This window comes from Paenibacillus sp. RC67, from assembly GCF_030020805.1.
Classification (GTDB): domain Bacteria; phylum Bacillota; class Bacilli; order Paenibacillales; family NBRC-103111; genus Paenibacillus_S.
This window is the reverse complement of sequence record NZ_CP125098.1, coordinates 6,964,066-6,982,628: the sequence shown is the minus strand read 5'-3', so window position 1 is coordinate 6,982,628 and position 18,563 is coordinate 6,964,066. Positions and strand designations below refer to the sequence as shown.

General features: G+C 46.1%; 13 protein-coding genes. 10 read left to right on the top strand and 3 right to left on the bottom strand.

Annotated features, from left to right (window positions below; genetic code table 11):
- Window positions 1-292: 292 nt before the first annotated feature.
- The 3 genes from QMA13_RS31640 to QMA13_RS31630 all read left to right on the top strand — a co-directional run bounded on the left by QMA13_RS31640 (window position 293) and on the right by QMA13_RS31630 (window position 3,489).
- Window positions 293-1,768: a GGDEF domain-containing protein gene (locus tag QMA13_RS31640; RefSeq protein WP_282937609.1), complete on the top strand. Its 1,476-nt coding sequence runs from the start codon at window positions 293-295 to the stop codon at window positions 1,766-1,768.
- A 161-nt stretch (window positions 1,769-1,929) separates the two neighbouring features.
- Entirely contained in the window at window positions 1,930-2,991 is a 1,062-nt protein-coding gene (locus QMA13_RS31635; RefSeq protein ID WP_282937608.1) for an LLM class flavin-dependent oxidoreductase, read from the top strand.
- Window positions 2,992-3,042: 51 nt separating this feature from the next.
- On the top strand, window positions 3,043-3,489 hold the full coding sequence (locus QMA13_RS31630) for a response regulator (protein ID WP_282937607.1): 447 nt from the start codon (window positions 3,043-3,045) through the stop codon (window positions 3,487-3,489).
- A gap of 69 nt (window positions 3,490-3,558) precedes the next feature.
- Here the strand turns inward: QMA13_RS31630 and QMA13_RS31625 are convergent, their stop codons facing one another.
- Together QMA13_RS31625 and QMA13_RS31620 are read right to left on the bottom strand one after the other, a co-directional pair.
- On the bottom strand, window positions 3,559-4,239 hold the full coding sequence (locus QMA13_RS31625) for an MIP/aquaporin family protein (protein WP_282937606.1): 681 nt from the start codon (window positions 4,237-4,239) through the stop codon (window positions 3,559-3,561).
- A gap of 174 nt (window positions 4,240-4,413) precedes the next feature.
- Window positions 4,414-4,668, bottom strand: a complete 255-nt coding sequence (locus tag QMA13_RS31620) for a sensor histidine kinase (RefSeq protein WP_282937605.1) — start codon at window positions 4,666-4,668, stop codon at window positions 4,414-4,416.
- A gap of 187 nt (window positions 4,669-4,855) precedes the next feature.
- On the opposite strand from QMA13_RS31620, the gene QMA13_RS31615 reads away from it, so the two are divergent.
- Entirely contained in the window at window positions 4,856-5,869 is a 1,014-nt protein-coding gene (locus QMA13_RS31615) for an HD-GYP domain-containing protein (RefSeq protein ID WP_282937604.1), read from the top strand.
- A 286-nt stretch (window positions 5,870-6,155) separates the two neighbouring features.
- Window positions 6,156-10,604 (top strand): S-layer homology domain-containing protein, encoded by a 4,449-nt coding sequence (locus QMA13_RS31610; protein WP_282937603.1) that lies wholly within the window; start codon window positions 6,156-6,158, stop codon window positions 10,602-10,604.
- An 86-nt stretch (window positions 10,605-10,690) separates the two neighbouring features.
- On the opposite strand, the gene QMA13_RS31605 is transcribed toward QMA13_RS31610, so the two are convergent.
- Complete coding sequence (locus tag QMA13_RS31605) at window positions 10,691-12,727, bottom strand: bifunctional diguanylate cyclase/phosphodiesterase (RefSeq protein ID WP_282937602.1); 2,037 nt, start codon at window positions 12,725-12,727, stop codon at window positions 10,691-10,693.
- 237 nt (window positions 12,728-12,964) lie between these two features.
- On the opposite strand from QMA13_RS31605, the gene QMA13_RS31600 reads away from it, so the two are divergent.
- The 5 genes from QMA13_RS31600 (at window position 12,965) to QMA13_RS31580 (ending at window position 18,563) form a co-directional block, all read left to right on the top strand.
- Window positions 12,965-14,122, top strand: a complete 1,158-nt coding sequence (locus QMA13_RS31600; RefSeq protein ID WP_282937601.1) for a response regulator — start codon at window positions 12,965-12,967, stop codon at window positions 14,120-14,122.
- A 142-nt stretch (window positions 14,123-14,264) separates the two neighbouring features.
- The gene (locus tag QMA13_RS31595; protein ID WP_282937600.1) at window positions 14,265-14,624 is read left to right on the top strand and encodes a response regulator; all 360 of its coding nucleotides are present in this window, start codon (window positions 14,265-14,267) and stop codon (window positions 14,622-14,624) included.
- A gap of 44 nt (window positions 14,625-14,668) precedes the next feature.
- A complete protein-coding gene (locus QMA13_RS31590) occupies window positions 14,669-15,073 on the top strand; it encodes a hypothetical protein (protein WP_282937599.1) in 405 nt (134 codons plus the stop codon).
- Between the two features lie 219 nt (window positions 15,074-15,292).
- A complete protein-coding gene (locus QMA13_RS31585; RefSeq protein ID WP_282937598.1) occupies window positions 15,293-17,866 on the top strand; it encodes a tetratricopeptide repeat protein in 2,574 nt (857 codons plus the stop codon).
- A gap of 25 nt (window positions 17,867-17,891) precedes the next feature.
- A complete protein-coding gene (locus QMA13_RS31580) occupies window positions 17,892-18,563 on the top strand; it encodes a DUF1266 domain-containing protein (protein WP_282937597.1) in 672 nt (223 codons plus the stop codon).

The window sequence follows — 18,563 nt, the reverse complement described above, 5'->3', positions numbered from 1 at the left end:
ACTGGTATAGACCAGGGCGGGTTATTCCCTTTAGAATGCAGATATAAGCCAGCCAAGATTCGACAAAAAAAGCGTTTTTGAAGTTTACAAATCATTTCCATATGATAGAATAAACAAAAGGAGGTCTAAATTCCTAAATATAGGGGAGAGGACTCCAAGACTCCATAGCTGCCTCCTAGTACACAGATTAAAAGATGATACATTGTGATAGATTCCCAACCTTACATATAGGGGTGTGGGTTTATTTCACTATGTCTTTTTACTGAGGATGCGGCGAAGGCGGGGGCACAGGATGAATTCTTGGTTCAGAGTAAAATTGACGATCACGATGATCATTTTTGCTGTGGCGATTTCATTTACTATTGCAATAACGGATCACGTAAGGCTAAGAGAACAAGCCATTCATCATAAAATGGAAGAAGTAGATCGGAACGAAAAGATAGCCAAGTATGCTTTGGAATCTATGGAAAAGGCTTACTTTGTGTTTGGCGATCCTATTGCGAGCAGGCTGAAAGACAATTCCATCTATCTGCTAAATCTGTATGACCGGAATCATTCATTTGATGAATGGGATTTTGATTCGCTTCACGCCTTATTAGGAACCGATATATACATAATCAATAGCGATAACAGGATCACGCACAGCAGCTTTAAAGAGGATATAGGTCTGGACTTTGAAGCCTGCTGCAGGAAGCTTGCGCAAACAATGGATGAAAGAAGGGCGTCGGGGGAGTTTTTCCATGACGGCATCGATATAGAGCAGAAGACAGGTTTAATCAAAAAATACAGCTACATGGCCACGCGGGACAAGAAATATATCATTCAGCTCGGTTATGTGCTGCAAAATGAGGACATTTTTGATAAGTTTAATTTCTTTAAAACCATAGACGAGCTATTGCAGCAGTATCCTAACGTTAATGAGATTAATATTTTGAATACGGGTGGTTTCTCTTTAGGTGAACCGGTCAATGGACCAAGGCTTACCGGCGAAAGGCGTAAAGCATTTGATCAGACACACCAGACAGGACAAACGACTGAATGGAGAGGGGAATGGAAGGGCGAGCCGGCTATTTACCGTTATGTTCAATATGTATCTGCTTATGATACTGGAGCCACGAAGAATAAGGTGTTGGAAATCATTTATAATGAAAAGGATCTGCAATGTATCCTTGATGAAAATAAAAGAATCTTTTTCATTCAATTGTTCATAGTATTCCTCATTTCCATCGTACTTTCTCTGATTATTTCCCGGTGGGTAGCCCTCCCCATGTATCTTGCGTTTCATGACAGTTTGACTGGATTAAGGAACAGAGCCGCTTTCGATGAAATGCTGGCAACGACATTATCGCAAAACAAGCATACGACGGCTATGATGATGATTGACCTCGATAATTTTAAGCTGGTGAATGATCGCTTGGGACATGACCAGGGAGATCATTTGTTAAAATGTGTCGCACAATGTCTCCGGACGGTTATCCGCAAGACGGATGTAGCCATTCGTTTGGGAGGCGATGAATTTGTGGTCATTATGCCCTCTGCAACCAAGCCTATGATTGAATCGACGGCGGCCAGGATCATTGAAGAAATTGGGATATCGACGGCACGGGAAATCCAGTTGGACGGTGAGAAGGTCACGGTCAGCATCGGGATTTCACTTGCGCCAGAGCATGGTGCTGACCCGGATGCTTTGTGTAAAAGTGCTGACATTGCTTTGTACCTATCCAAGAAAAGAGGAAAGAATCAGTATTATATTTACGATAACAATTGATATTTTCGATTCATAAATAGAAAGTGTCTATTAGACTCAAAGGGCGAGCGATGCTATAGTGAAGCAAAAGCAATAATCATATTAAATCAATAGGAAATGTATGTTTAATATAGCAAAAGAAGCTGTATCGGATTCCGACATGTGAAGGAGGATGCCGTACGATGAAGTTTGCTCTTTTTACCCTTATGATGAATATTCCCAATGCGGTAACAGGGGAGTCTTGGACGACCCAGCAGAAATTTCAAAATGTACTCAAGCAAGCGGTTCTTGCCGAGAAGCTTGGCTTTGATGCTTATGGTGTAGGAGAAAGGCATGGAAAGCCATTCATCTCGTCATCGCCACCCGTGGTTTTGACCGCTGTAGCTGCCCAAACATCCAGCATAAGGCTGCTAACTACCGTTACGGTATTAAGTGTGCTGGACCCGGTACGTGTAGCTGAAGATTACGCCACGCTGGACCATCTATCGGGTGGACGGCTGGAGCTAATTATCGGTAAGGGGAACGATCCGCGTCATTACCCGCTTTTTGGTATTAGTGAAGAAGAACAATGGGACTCACTCTCCGAGCGCTATGCCCTCCTCAAGAGGCTGTGGAATGAGGAGAACGTAACCTGGGAGGGGCGCTTCCGTACTCCGCTTCACCATGTAACAACCGAGCCCAGACCGTATCAACAATCGATTCCCGTATGGCATGGCAGTGCGTCAAGTACAAGGTCCACGGAATTGGCGGCACAATATGGGGAACCGATTTTCTCATCTAACACATTCCATCCGCAAGCCAAATATAAGGCATTGATCGATCATTATCGGGAGCGATTGGCCTATTACGGTCATGATCCGAAGCAAGCAGTTGTCGGAGCAGGAGCCGGAAGATTATATTTAGCTGATACCTCGGAAGAAGCGGTCAAACGATATCGTCCCTATTACGACGCCTTCAATGCCACAGCCTCCGCTCAGCATAATCAATCCCCTTTTAAGGATCTTGAGGATAACATTAAGAATGGTCCTGCTCTTGTAGGAAGCAAGGAATTCGTCATTGAGAAAATTCTAAATTACCATGAAGCTTACGGGAATCAGGTACTCAGCATTAGTGTGGACGGCTTAACCGAAGCCGAGCAGCTGGAACAGCTGGAGCGGTTCGCTGAAGATATCATGCCTGTATTGCGCAGAGAGATTCCAAGTTCGATATGGAATAAGCAGGAAGTGGCTGTGGCCGAGCGATGAGAAAGCGATGACGATCCTTCATAACGAAAGTATTCCTTTTCAACTGTTCGGATGCTACGATATCTTGAACTGGTAATGAAAGGAATGCTGCTTGAGATGAAGGAAAAAAGAAGCATGCTTGTTATTGATGATCAGTATGGAATTAGACTGCTATTGTCCAAAGTGTTCACTCAGGAGGGCTTTGAAGTACATGCTGCGAAACATGCTAGACAGGGGTTAGAGCTGTTCACCGAAATAGCCCCGGATATCGTTCTGCTGGATATAAAATTTCCCGGCGGCATGGACGGGATAGAATTATTACAGGAAATATTGGTACTCAACTCTCATGCCAAAGTCATCATGATGACTTCTTATGAAGACCATTATGACGAATGTCTGGAGCTTGGAGCCGTTGACTATTTTCAGAAACCGTTTGATTTGGAGGATTTAAAGGAAAGGGTACATGCTTCTCTGCTTAGCGCAAAGAGAGCGCCTGGATCAGGCGCTCAGATTGACTAGAAACCCGGATTTTTAGAAAAATACAAGTGTGGTTTCCTACCAGAGTACGAAGCGGATTTCTCATTTTTTTCACTTACTTTTGTTAAGCAATCGGAACATGAAGGCAGCCAATACAGCACCGACAAGAGGGGATAGCAGGAATACCCAGACTTGCGATAGGGCCTGCCCTCCCAGCAAAAGCGCAGGTCCTAGGCTTCTTGCAGGGTTGACCGATGTTCCTGTTAAACCGATGCCGAGAATGTGAACGAAAACAAGCGTGAGTCCGATAACCAACCCTGCGAGGCCGGGATTGCCCTGAGCTGATGTAACGCCCAGAATGGTATAAATAAAAACAAAGGTTAGCACGACTTCGACGATGACAGCCATCCAAGTTGAAATCCCGATCCCATAGCCTGAGCCAAAACCATTCTGTCCAAGACTTGTTACGGCTTTGCCTGTGGAGTCGATAATCGCATAAAGAAGAGCTGAGCCAGCAACTGCACCGGCTACTTGAGCGATAACATAACCTACAAAGTCTTTACCAGACAGCTTATGGCTGAACAGCATCGCTAACGATACCGCTGGGTTGATGTGGCAGCCCGAAACAGGACCGATGACGTAGGCCATCGCTACAATCGATAAGCCGAATGCAAAGGCGATACCCAGATAACCGAGCTCGCCTCCTGCTGTTGCAGCACTGCCGCAGCCGAAAAGAACAAGTACGAACGTTCCGATGAACTCGGCTAAATACTTCCTGGAAGATAAACCCATAACATCCCTCCATTGAATAAGATTTTTGTATTTTATGAAACACAAAGAAGCTCTTCTTGAGAGAAGAATCCCATTGCCGGAATGAATGGAGGTTCGAACCCTGCAAAGAAGAACTTACAATCATCATAATCTATTTCTTCATAAACCATTTCATGCCAAATTTTTAAGGATTAATCATTTAGGAATTTGAAAAGAAACGGTAGTGCCTTGACCTGGTATGCTTTCGATTGCCAAGCCTTTTCCGTAGATATGCCTCAATCGACGATCGGTATTGATAAGACCGATGCCCCGTTTTTTATCCTTAGGACGGTTCCATATTTCCAACAGCCTCATCTCACTCATGCCCGAGCCATTATCGGCAATTCGGATTTCCTCCAGAGCAGGCGTATCCCTGTCAGGATAAGCAGAAACACGATGACAATGATCCATGTTTTCGTTTTATTATTGTTCATAATTAGAAGAATTTCGACAAAGACGAGGTGAATCCTCTCCTAATTTGTCACGATTGTTCAGAATTTGTTTAGTGCTTGTTTATATAATAATGATCTATGACAAGGAGCGCTGTCGTGCTGCTTATGGGGTAAGCGAGAGCGACGACTCATTATGGAGGTTGTTTATGGATCATCATCTAATGGGCAAAAAAGTGAAAAATGATATTATAAACGCCTTTGGAGTTACGGTTCTGCCTGCCCAAACGGTCATTAATCATGAAGCCGTAACCGTACTGATGAATCATAGAATCCCCTTTGATTCTATCGCGATTGATTTAACGGAACCTGACCATGATACGGATTTCGACATATTGGTCAAACAAACCGTAGCTGTGTCCAAGGAGCTTATCGAATCTATCAAGAGTACTCGCAAAATTCCGGTCATAGAAATTAGAAAAGAAATATTACCGATCATCCATGACGTCTCAGCGCAGGACAATATTTTTCAATTAATTGAATTGGTTAGAGCCAAGGATGATTACACCTATCAGCATAATATAGGCGTTGGCATCTTATCGACACGGATTGGACGATGGATGAATTTGAGTGAGCCGGAGCTTGCCAATCTGTCTCTTGCGGCAACTCTTCATGATATAGGCAAGGTGAAAATTCCTGATGAGATTCTAAATAAGCCAGGGAAATTAACGGATGCTGAGTACGAGCTGGTGAAGAAGCATACAATCTTCGGGTACGAGATGCTAAGGGAAACGCAGGGGATCAGCCATAGAATTGCGCTCGTGGCCCTTCAGCACCATGAACGCGAGGATGGAAACGGGTACCCGCTAGGTCTCAAGAAGCCCAAGATCGATCTGCTGAGTTCCATTGTGTCTGTTGCCGATATTTTTCACGCAATGTCTTCCAAACGGCCCTACCATGAACCGCTTCCTTTCTACGAAATTGTCAGTCAAATGCAGCGAGGCAAATTCGGGGAACTGGATCCAAGAATCATTTTGCTTTTTGTCGAAAACACGATACAACGCTTGATTGGCAAGCAGGTTGTATTGACCGATGGAAGAGTAGGAGAGGTCGTTTACTTAAATCCTCACCATATGGAGGCTCCATTAGTTAGAGTAGAAGATGATTTTATAGATTTGAGCAGGGAAAGAAGCCTGCAAATCCAAGAGATTCTGGTTTTGTAAGATCAGAAGTATGACCTAAATAACCTGATTCCGGTAACTCCCTGGGACGGGTTATTTTTTATTTTGTCGAAAGTAGGATAAAAGAACTGGCTTAACAAAGAGAAAGTCGAATAATGGTGAATCTTGTTCAAAAATTGTTTAGATCGTGCTTGTATAATTTGGAACTATGGATGTTAGTAATGCAGAGTTGGCTATTTAAGGGAGGGAAGTGATGGAGCTAATCAGAGAATAGTAGCTTAAAGGATAGGGTATAGGTCACAAAGAGATGAAAAAAGGAGTTAAGAAAATGAAACGACATACATCCAAATGGATGTCATGGGTGCTTATGCTGTGCATAATGGTATCCATGATGCAGCCGTTAACGGTAGGCGCAGCTGCGGATAACACGAAATGGGTAACGTTTAAAAATGATGAATTTATGAAAGGAAACCAGCTGAATCTCTTCTCGTTAAACGGAACTACAAAAGCCATTACAGATGATAAAGGCAGAAATGTATTACGTTTAACCGAGAGAACAGGCAATGTGTTTGGAACTGTTTTCAACAAGAAGATGATTACGTCAACGAACAAGTACTCCTTCAGTACGTTTTTTAAATTCCGGTTGAATGCAAATAAGGCGAGCAACAGCCCGGCTGACGGGATTACGTTCACTATCCAAGCCCAAGCTAATGATGCTGGAGCGGTTGGCCAAGGTATAGGATACGGTGGAATTACACCTAGCTTTGCGGTGAAATATGATACCTATCAAAATGCTAATTTAGGTGATCCGTCCGACAATTATATTGGTCTGGCCGTGAATGGCGACGTGAATAACAAAACAGGCTGGTATACAACGAATCTTAATTCGATCCGACTTTCTGATGGCAATGATCTGTATTCGTGGATCGATTACGATGGAGATACTAAAAATGTGAAGGTCTATATCAATAGCTCACCTACACGACCTGCTTCTCCTGTTTTGAATGCTAACGGTATTGACCTGGAAACGATTTTTAAAGGCAAACCGGGCGTTTACGCAGGCTTCACGGCCGCAACAGGTGGGTCAATGGAGACACATGATATTTTGTCTTGGTATTTTGTAAACGAGTTGGATCCGATCGACACGACACAATATCAATATAAGCAAGCTCCGACTGAAGTTAAAGTTAACGCTGTCCCAACAGGAGAGCCAGGCAAGTATAAAGTTATCGCAACATTATATGATGTAGACGGCAACCCAGTACCGGGAGCACCGGTTAGCTTAAGTACTTCGCAAGGTACCGTGCCTACGCAAGCAGATGGTAATGGTCAAGCTAGTACGGTAGTAGATTTCGGAAGCAATCCGCCGAGCAACATTACGGCCATAGCTGTCGGGGGCGCCTATGCAACCGTGAAAGTTCCTCCTGCGCCGACGAATCTTGCTACAGGAACAACGGCACAGACAGCTAACAAGCTGACTTGGAGTACGGTAAGTACAGCAACCTACTACAATGTGTATAAAGACGGTGCTTTGATTGCTACGAATGTTACCGGCGCAACTTACAATGTGAGCGGGCTTACACCAGGGGAGTTCGCTACGTTTACGGTTACGGCTGTAACGAATAATGCAGATGGCATTACTGAATCGATGCCTTCCAACAGCGTGGTTCTTCCGATTGCTCTGGACCTTGCTATTGACAGCCCGAGCTATTCGCTGCCAGTAGGCTCCACGCATCAAACGGTAGTATCCTCCGTTTATTCAAATGGAAGCAAGGTTGAGGTAACGAATAAAACAAGCTTTACTTCGAAAAACTCTACGGTCGCAACCGTAGGTCCGGATGGTCTGGTTACAGCGATCGGTGCAGGAACAACCGTAATCGAAGCCGTCTATAACGGCAAGAAGGTTCAAGCAACGGTTACGGTACCTATTGCAGCACCGACTGGAGTTGCAACGAAGGATGTAACATCCACAGAAGCGACCATTATCTGGAACGCAGTTCCAGGCGCGCAATCCTACAATATTTATGATAACGGCAAATTAATTGCATCCGGGGTCACAGATACCAAGTATACGGTAACAGGACTTACACCAGGAACAGAACATAGCTTTACAGTAAGTGCTGTAAGCAACGGAATTGTTTCTCAGGCTTCGGGTGTAGCGGGCGCAACCACAACGACATTGCGTGATCTGCTGGTAGATCCGGCTAATGCTACACTTGTAACAGGAGCTACTCAACAAACCCAAACAAGTGCTGTTTACTTGGATGAGAGTGTTAAGGACGTAACGAAGCAAGCAACCTACTCTTCCTCCAATCCAGCTGTTGCTGCTGTAGATGCTAATGGCTTGATTACTGCCAAAGCTCCAGGAACAGCGACAATTACAGTAACCTTCGACGGTAAGACGACAACGCAAACGATTGTTGTGCAAGATCAAGCTCCACAGTTCAACTTGACCTTCAGTACATCGCCTGAGACGGTGGTAGGAGACGGTCAATCCAAGGTGACCTTGAGCGCCAAAGCGACTTCACCTGACGGTAAACCGGTTGCTGGAGTGCCAGTTACATTCCATTTTGGCAATAACTCTGCCAACGATGTGACGGTTATTACGAATGAGCAAGGAATAGCTTCCACGGAGTATACGGTGCCGGCTCTTCAAGGCATTATCCCTGTAAGCGAAGTTATTACTGCTACGGCAACCGACACGAAATCCGGGTTATCCCAACAGCAAAGTGTAGCGATGACGTACATGCCTGCTGCGGTATTCGGAATCATTATGGATCAAGTGACAGGTAAGCCTGCCTCCGGAGCAACCGTTTCGGTAACAGCTGATTTTGACGGAGACGGTGTTATTGATTTTAATTCAACGGTAACGACGGGACCAGACGGTTCTTACCAAATTCCGGTACCTCGTGGTAACTTCACGTACACAATGAACATTCAAACACCGGTTCAAATCGGAAATCAAACTGTAGTCTTAAAGCAAACACAAACAGCGGTTGTAGGTCAATTGAGCGGCGTTGGCCAAACCATTGATTCTACCAATAAAATTAGCGGCTCCTTATTCATTGCTTCTTCCTCCGGGAATGCTCAACCGACCGTAGGAAGCCTGTTTGGAAACGGAAATGTGAGCGCGCTAGTACAAGGATTGAACGGAAATTCTTTCACTTCTACACTTCTGCTCAATGCGGAAGGAAACTTTGAACTGGCTAATATACCGCAGGGCGAGTATAAAATTACGTATCAAATTAAAGCACCGGATGGTACCGTATTGGCTGGACCATCGACAACAGTGAAGGTAAATCAGAATGGGGAATTGGGCGTTGTATATTCCTTGATCGACCCTTACGGTGTTGTGACCGATGCTTACACGGGACAAGTTCTTGATGGAGTCACTACGCAGCTGTACTGGGCAGATACGGAGCTGAATAAGCAAAATGGCCGTACACCTAATACGCTGGTAACTTTACCTGAGTTAGCTGATTTCGCACCAAATAAGAACCATAATCCACAGCTAACGGATGCTTCAGGACAATATGCATGGATGGTTTATCCGAATGCCGATTATTACATTGTTGCTACGAAGCCGGGCTACATTAACTACAACACATTGGAAGCTAAGCCGAATGCTGCAGCAGCTAATGGCTCCGACAGCTATATCAAAGACGGAATTATTCACGTAGGACAAGATGTGGTTAAATTGGACTTCTCCATGCGCAGAATTCCTACTTCCGATCGCCATAGCTCTGGAGGCGGCTCCAGCTATGTGCCACCGGTTGCACAACCGTCATTGAATTTGACTGTAGATAAGAACATCGTCAAAGAAGGCGATACATCGACAGTAACGCTGGATTACAAAAATCCATCTACTTCTTCTATTGGAGCAGGAGTTATCACCTTCAATATTCCTCAAGGAGCAGAAGTAGTGAGTGCTGATGGCGGTACGGTCAAAGGCAATACGATTACATGGAATATTGCAGATTTGCCTGCTGGACAAGCCGGAAGCTTCAAGGTTGTTTTGAAATGGGGGCTTCTAACGGCAGCGGATGCCCAAGTCGACATCTCAGGTCAATTTGCAGTAAACGGCGGAACTGATAATGCTATAAAAGCGGAATCGACCGTTAAAGTTAAAGTATTCTCCGACCGTTTCGGTGAACTCAAGCATCAACGTTACATTCTGGGATACCCGGACGGTAAGTTCCACCCGGATAACACGCTAACTCGTGCTGAGCTGGCAGCTATCGTTGCCCGTTTAACAGAGAATGTTACGGTAAATGATGCTCTTGCGTACACGGATGTTAAAGAAAGCCATTGGGCCGCTAATTACATTAAAATTGCAACGAATCACGGCTATTTCAGCGGCTTTGAAGACGGAAGCTTCCGTCCGGAGGCTCAAGTTTCCAGAGGCGAGCTGGCATCCGTTATGGCGCGCTTCTTGAATCTGAAAGTGACTGCACCGGCAACGAACCATTTTCAGGATACCGAAGGACATTGGGCTGCCAACGCAATTGAAGAATTGTACCGCGGCAAATTCCTAGCAGGCTACCAAGACGGAACGTTTAAGCCGGACGATAGCATTCGCAGGGTAGAAGCGGTGACGATGATTAATCGCATGCTGTATCGCGGACCTTTAAAAGGTACTGAAGTGGTATTCCCGGATGTTCCGGCAAGCCATTGGGGCTTCGGGGACGTGCAGGAAGCCACGGTTTCTCACGAATCGACCCGCAATCAAGATGGAAGCGAAGCTTGGAAGAGCAAGCTTGCTGACGAAGTGCAATAAACATACAAAAGAAACCGACCATGCAATTTTGCTGCGTGGCCGGTTTCTTTTTGCTGTTTATGCAAGGATATGTACTATAAGGAGGCTTATGAGGAGGAAGCAAGGCTATCCTTTAATTTCGATTTCAACCAGATCTCCATCTCTTCACGAGGCATCGGTGTGCTGTAAAAGTAGCCCTGCACTACTTTGCAGCCTAGCTGCTTGAGCGATTCAAGGTCTTCCTTGTTCTCTATACCTTCCGCAATGACATCCAACTGCAAGCTCTCTGCCATCAGCACGATGGCATGGATAATAGCCCGTTTGCTTGGAGTGTGCAGATCATGGATGAATAGCCTATCCAGCTTCAGCGCATCCATTGGGATTTGATCCAGCAGTCCGATGGAAGAGTAGCCGGTCCCAAAGTCATCCATGGACACCCTTACGCCTAAAGCGCGAATGTCGGCTAGCTGCCTTACAATATCGTGAATATCATAGAAAATCATGGATTCCGTGACTTCCAGCTCAAGCATTTGCGGGTCTAAGCCTATGCTCGATAGAACCGATTGGACCATGTTCAGCAAGCTGCCGCTTTGGAACAGCTTTATTGACAGATTGACCGACAAGGGCTGGCTCATGCCTTTTTGCTGAAGCATAGCACATTGTTTGCAGGCCTCTTCCAATATCCATCTCGTCATAGGAATGATCAGGCCGGTTTCTTCGGCTATAGGAATAAACTCGGTCGGCGAGACGATGCCTAACCGCGGATGATTCCAGCGAATCAACGCTTCGAAGCCATAGGGGCTGTTCGTCATGACATTCCATTTGGGCTGATAAACGACGAAAAACTCCTGATGGTCAAAGGCTCTGCGTAAATCTTTTTCAAGCTCCATTCGTCGGACGGTTGCTCTGCCAACTTCTTCGCTGTAGACGAAATATTGATTTTTGCCGAGCCCTTTGGCCTTATACATGGCAGTATCGGCTTTTTTCAGTAACACCGAACGATCCGAATGTTTAATTGGGCCTATGCTGATCCCAACACTTGCTGTAATGTACAGCTCATTCATTTCGAGATGAAAGGGCTGCTTAATCTGTTGGAGTATTTGCCCTGCCAATTGCTCGCCATGCTCTGAATGACAGTCACGAACAATGACGAGAAACTCATCTCCGCCGATTCGGTAAACCTGCTGTTGAGCTGTAATAAAGCCCTGCAATCGTTGACCCACTTCTTGAATAAGCATATCTCCGATGTGATGTCCGAGCGTATCATTAATGACTTTAAATTGGTCCAGATCGATAAATAACACTCCAAGACTGTCATGGCCTGTATAAGTATCGAAGAAGCGGTTCATTTCATTGCGGTTAGGCAAGCTGGTAATCGTATCGCGGTAAGCCATCTTTTCAAGAACAAGCCGATCGAAAAATACCGCTCCCCAAGAGATAAGCAAAATAACAAAGATATTCACGGTTACTCCTACAAGGAGCAGTGGATCAACAGCTTTGAACACATCATCGGCAAAAGGGGGGGACCATGGATACGAATCATTGCGGAATATGGCGGCTTTCATTCCTGTATAATGCATGCCACAAATTGCAATGCCCATCGTGATGGCGGATAGCCATAGGTTCTTACTCGAAACGGGGGGAGTTTGGAACTGAAGTATCAGCAGTAAGGCCAGATAGGATACGGCTAAAGCGATTAGAACAGACAAAATGGAATGAAATAGGTCATATTCCAGCGCAAGCGGCATTTGCATAGCAGCCATTCCCGTAAAATGCATAATACTGATACCGCTTCCCATAAAAAAACCGCCTATGGCGATCTTGTTCCAACCCTTATTTTTAGGTATGGTAGTAGTATAGAAAGCAGCGAAGGATGCAGCGACACTTGCAGCCATAGAAAGCAATGTCAAGGTTATGTCGTAATGAACCTGAACGTGCAGATGGAACGCGAGCATGCCGACAAAGTGCACGGACCAGATGCCGCTGCCCATCACAAAGGCCCCGGCGAATAACCAGAAGTAGTTGGTTTTTCCGGTGATACGTGAGATTTTGGATGAAATATGAAGAGCCGAATAAGAGGCAAGGATTGCAATAGCGACTGAGAGGGCTGCTATAGGGTAATTATAGGATCCTTCGACGGGCATGAACGAACCACTCCTTATAAGTCAGAAAGGCCTTAGATGTCATGGAGATGGAAATCATGTATATGGAGTAATACGATAAAACCCAAGCATCCTAAAGCCGATATATATTAAAATGGTATTATATCGCGTTATACTGAACAATTTTTGAACATGAACATTTCGTTGAAGGCAGATTATAGATCCAGTGGCATCGAGAAGGAAACGGAATAGGCTCCATGAGGAGGAACGAGGATAACGATGAAGGCTATGCTGGTGGATGATGAACGCCTTGCTTTGATGCAGTTGGAGAAGATATTGAAGGAAATTCCAGGTATCGAGGTTATAGGGACCTATTTGGAGCCGAATCAAGCCATAGAGGCGGTAGGTAAACTGATGCCCGATGTCGTTTTCCTGGACATCAATATGCCGGAGATATACGGATTGAGGGCTGCCGAGCTGATGCAGGAGGTATGCCCGGCTGTGGAAATCGTGTTCGTCACCGCATATGACGAATATGCGGTCCAGGCCTTTGAATTGAATGCGCTGGATTATGTTATGAAACCTATACAGAGGGAACGTTTGAGTCGAACAGTGCAGCGGCTTCAGCAAACCGTCGATAGCAGCTCGAAACAGGAGCAATCGGTCAAAAGCAGCTCCGTGCTTATCCGATGCTTGCAAACGATGCAAATCGAATTGCCGGGCAATGAGCCGGTTACATTGAAATGGCGCACCGCCAAGGCACAGGAGCTGTTCGCTTACTTGCTTCATTATAGAGGCCAACTGGTTCGCAAAGGGGAGCTCTTCGAATTGCTCTGGCCCGACTTTGAGATGGAGAAGGCGAAGACGCACCTGTACACGACGATTTATCAGGTGCGCCAAGACTTGAAGCGGATGGGGGCGGATATTGAAATCCGCAGCTTGAGCATTAAGGAAGGATACGCACTTGATGCCTCAAGAGTGCGTATCGATGTGGAGGAATGGGAACAAACGAATCGCGCGCTAGGCATCGTCTCGGCAGATAATCTGCAAGAGCATCAGCAGCTTGTGGACATGTATGCTGGAGACTATATGGCCGATTGTGATTATTTATGGGCGGAGAATGAGCGGCAGCGTCTCCGGACATTGTGGCTGCAGCAGGCGCTGCTGTTGGGCGACTACTATACCCGTGAAGGAATGCTTACCGAAGCGATGATGGTATATCATCGCATGCAGCGGCAGTATCCGTATTACGAGGAAAGCTATTTTGCTTTGATGCAGCTGTACAGCCTCTTGAAGGAGAGGACGGCGGTAGAAGAGCAGTATAAGCGACTTGCTTCGGTGCTTGAGGAGCTGGATGTACTACCTAACGATAAGATCGTTATGTGGTATGAGCAATGGAAAGGGTTTGGCTCCAGATTGGAGCGACCGGCTCAATAGAAATACAATGGAGGGCAGCATCCCATTCGGGAGGCTGCTTTCTTTTTATATATAGATAACTCACACGCTCTCTGTTCATTTTTTGTTCAGCGTGATCTGATTAAATAATAGTAAACAGGTTGTTGAAAGGTGCGATAGAAAGATGACTGCAGTTATGGTTGTGGATGATACGGCATTTATGAGAATGGTCATGCGTGGAATGCTGGAAGATATGGGAATGAATGTGGTGGCGGAAGCGCGTAACGGGAAAGAAGCCGTGGAGCTGTATGATAAAGTGATGCCTGATCTCGTTACGATGGATATTACGATGCCCGAGATGGATGGCATTGAGGCCTTGAAGCATATTAAAGGACGTCATCCCAAGGCCAAGATTATCATGTGCTCAGCGATGGGCCAAAGGGATATGGTGCTTGAAGCGATCCGCAGCGGGGCGGCTGACTTCGTCGTTAAACCGATTCAAAGAGATCGTATAGAAGAAGCTGTCGGTAAAATGATGGTGTAGTAGTTTGGAAATTGGGCCGGAGAAAGACTGTAGGGGTGATGCATATGACCAGAGGAGATTTTAACAATCCGAGTTCCATTGAAGCTGCTGTGTTTGCAGACGGGATAAGGGCTGCTCTGAAGGAAGACCCGCTGTTCTTTGTCTTCAAATATCATCTTGCCATTCTTCGCGAGCTGACGGTGGGACTTGACGAAGGGATCAGAAACGAACTCCTTACGGAAAGCGTAGCAATCATTCAGGAGGCCTGTCAGGGCAATGTAAGATGTATCAAATGCCAGAATGCTTTTCATTTCCGACACTGTCAAAACCCTGGCTCGTCACATGAAGTTGTTCATATCCTAGAATTAACTTGTTCCAGATGCGATGATGTGTTTACGTTAGCGGAGGACCGGGAGCGGGTATCCTATTTCCATCCTCGCTTTTATAAAAACAGCCGCCAACTAAGCTAAACCTTCTTCAGGCAATCCCCTTTACCTTTAAGCCCCCACTGCAATCGTAAAAAAGTCGTGTTTATGCAGCAGTAAGCACCACTTCCTCTATCATTCGTCCTATCTAAAATCGCTAATTCCTTTCCGATATAGGTAATAGATATTAGTTGAAGGAACAGCGCTTGCCGTTACACTAGGGCTTTCCGCAGTTCCTTAACTGATAAATGGAAAGGAATGAGCATGATGAGCATATGGGAGCTGCTGGGCCTTACTCCAACGCTTGAGACGAATATCATTAAACGCGCATACGCCCAAAAATTAAAAATAGTTCATCTCGAGGACGATCCGGCAGCCTTTCAACTGCTGCGTGAAGCCTATGATCAAGCCATTAAGGAAGCCAAATATATTAAGGAAGCCACAGAACAGGAGCCATCCGTTTCTTCGAAGGACACGAGAATCGTGCATGAAATAGTGAAGCCGTTCGCTTCACTATATGAGGCCGGTTCTATCACTGCCGCCATGGAATCGGTTAGACAGAGCGATGTTCATGTGATTGCCGATGCATTTATGAAGCAAGTCGAGAGGATTTATGAGAATCCGGCAGCAAGGACGAATACGGAGGTGTGGAAGGAGCTGCTCGACGATGAGTTAGGCTGGCAGCTGAGCCTCAAGCCTATAGTGAGCCGCCGGATGCTGGACTTTCTAACGGAGCATCATCATTTGCCCAAGACGATATGGGTTGTGCTGAATGACTATTTCTTATGGACGGAACAGGAACGAGAACTGTGCGAGCATTATGATGAGCGATTCGTGGACTATTTGTTTATGGAAGTGAACAAGGCCTGGGAACTGCGCTACGAATTCGTTGTTTCGGCAGGCATAGATTTAGATCGGTTCATTGATTTCAGGGCCGAGGCGCATCACGCCTTGATCAGAGATGACTTGGAATACGCTGGATCCTGCTTGGCCGCAGCGCAGGAACTGTACCAGGATGATCCCGATTTGCTGCGCTTGATAGGCAATTATAGTATCCGTGCAGGCTATCCCGCGCAAGCGTTAGATGCTTACAACCGGCTTATTGAAGTCTACCCCGCCGATATCGACGGGTTTATTCATCGTGGTGCGATTTCTTTGCAGATGGGCAACCTCAAGCAGGCTTTCGCCGATTATCAGTATATTTTGACGAGGGAGCCTAATCATCTCCAAGCTATGAATGGACTTGCCCGCTGTTATTTGGGCTATGACCAGCTGAGCGAAGCCAAATTGTTACTGGAGCAGACGATAGAGCAGCATCCGTTCGATCTCGATTCCCGTATCAGGCTGTATGAAGTGAACAATCGGCTTGCCGAGTCGATACGTCAGGAAGTAATAGCCTCACCTCAAGATGCCAAACTCCACATGTCACTTGCCCAATCGTATTACGATATGGAGCAATATGAGGCTTGCTGCGAAGCCATTGAGTCTATTCGCCGATTTATCGAGCTGGACTCAGAAATGTATTTGCTCTGGGGAAGAGCGCTGTACCAACGCGATCTGGCGGAGGTAAGTCTCGAGGTACTAAATCAAGCTTGGACAGCCGCTCAGTCGGAAGGAGCCAATGGCTTCGACATTTTCGTAACGCTTGGAACGGTGCTGCTCAAGCTCGATCAGCCTGCTGACACCATCCATTACGTGTCTCTCGCACTGGAAATGAATCCGTATGCTGCGTCGGCTCTGAGCTTGATGGCACATGCTCGCTTGAAATTGGAGCAATGGACCGAAGGGATCGAATGTGCAGACCGCGCCATTGAGATGGAGCCTGCCCAGTGGATGCATTATTCCTTGAGGGGGCTATGCCACTATGAATTGGGCAACTACCGTGAGGCCTGCGAGGATCATGCTGTAGTCGTTGAGCATGAGTATGATTTTAATCAAGCCTGGTTTCGTAAAGGCTTCTGTCATTTGCAAATGAAGGAGTACGATCAGGCTATTCAATGCTTTGAAGAAGCGTTGGCATGGGAGTACGATGAGTCCGTTATTTACTATTATTGTGCCGGAACTCTTTGTCTGAAGGGCGATTATGAAGCTGCTCTTGCAGCTACACGCAAATTACAGGAGCTTAACGATTCGGACGGCTATGTGCTGGAAGGCGATATTTACCGGATGATGGGTGAAGAGGCTAAGGCTAAGGAAGTTTATATGGAAGGCACAGAACAGTTTCCAGATCATCTAGACATCACACAAATGGCTCTCTATATGATGCTGAAGGAAGGCAACCCGCAGGAACAAAAGCAAGTTATAGACTATATGACAAGACTGGCACAGGATGATGGGGAGTACTACCATTGGGTTCTTCTCGAAAGCATTCCCTACTTTTTGAATATGAACATGTGGCGGGATGTACTTATCATGGCGAAAGCGTTCATGGAATGGCAGGGGGAGGAAATAGAGGATGACGACGCCATTAAGGTATGGTTTTACTCCGGTATCGCCCATTATCATCTCCGGTTGTTTCAGGAAAGCATTGAAGACTTGGAGCGGGCATATCGGATGGGATACCGTGAGGAGATAAGCATTTATTTAAGTGCTGCCTATTTCAAAACGGGCCAGCTGGCTAATGCGCTATCGTATGCCGAGGAAGCATGTCGGGAGGAGCCGGACCATACGGAATATGCTTCGTACGTGCAAGAATTGCGTCAACAAAATAAGAAATCATCCTGGCTCGGTTGGTTTAAAAAGTCGACCCCAGTCGAGATATCGCTGCCGGATAAGATTTGTTTAAAGCATCAGGCAATAGGTGGTGTGCCTAAGCTGCATTTTATCGTGCAGGATTAACCAAGGGATGGAGAGGAAGAGATCGATGACAACGGAGAAGCAAAGTCTGCTCGATAGCCCATCTGGACTATGGTGCTTCGCGCTGGACGCGACCATGAATGAAATGAACGGTCTAAGCATGGAAAATAACTACAAGCTCGATCCTGCAGAGGATAGTATAGATCGACATAAGCATTCATTAAGCCGGGATTGGGGAATTCAAGGCCAGAACGACTTGCTGCGGAGACTTGAATCATTAATGGAGAACGGACATCGGGCTGAGTTCCATCAAATCAAGTCGTTCCTCTCCACGTTATCCGAAGCGGATCAGCATCGTTATATCCAATCCCTATCCAAGACAAGTGAGAAATACAGACAATACCAAATCGTCAAAGCTTATATGGATAGGCTTCCCACCGCAGGAATCGCCGCATGGGATTGGGGCCGATATGTTCATTTATGCAAGGTGGGGATATTCGTGGAATATCTCACGGAGGAAAAAGCGCTGAGGCTTGTAAAGCCTGTAGCCGTAAAAGCCCAGCAGCAATATGACGGCTGGCAGCAATTCGGCATCGCCTTCTTAGCGGGAAGACAGTTCTGGTGGGGGCAGATGACAGGTGACAGCGCGGAGATGATGGCCGGTTTTGCACGGAACTTGGTTATCCATCCGAACAGCCTGTGGAATCGGTTGAATTGGAATTTGCAGCTGGACGTATAA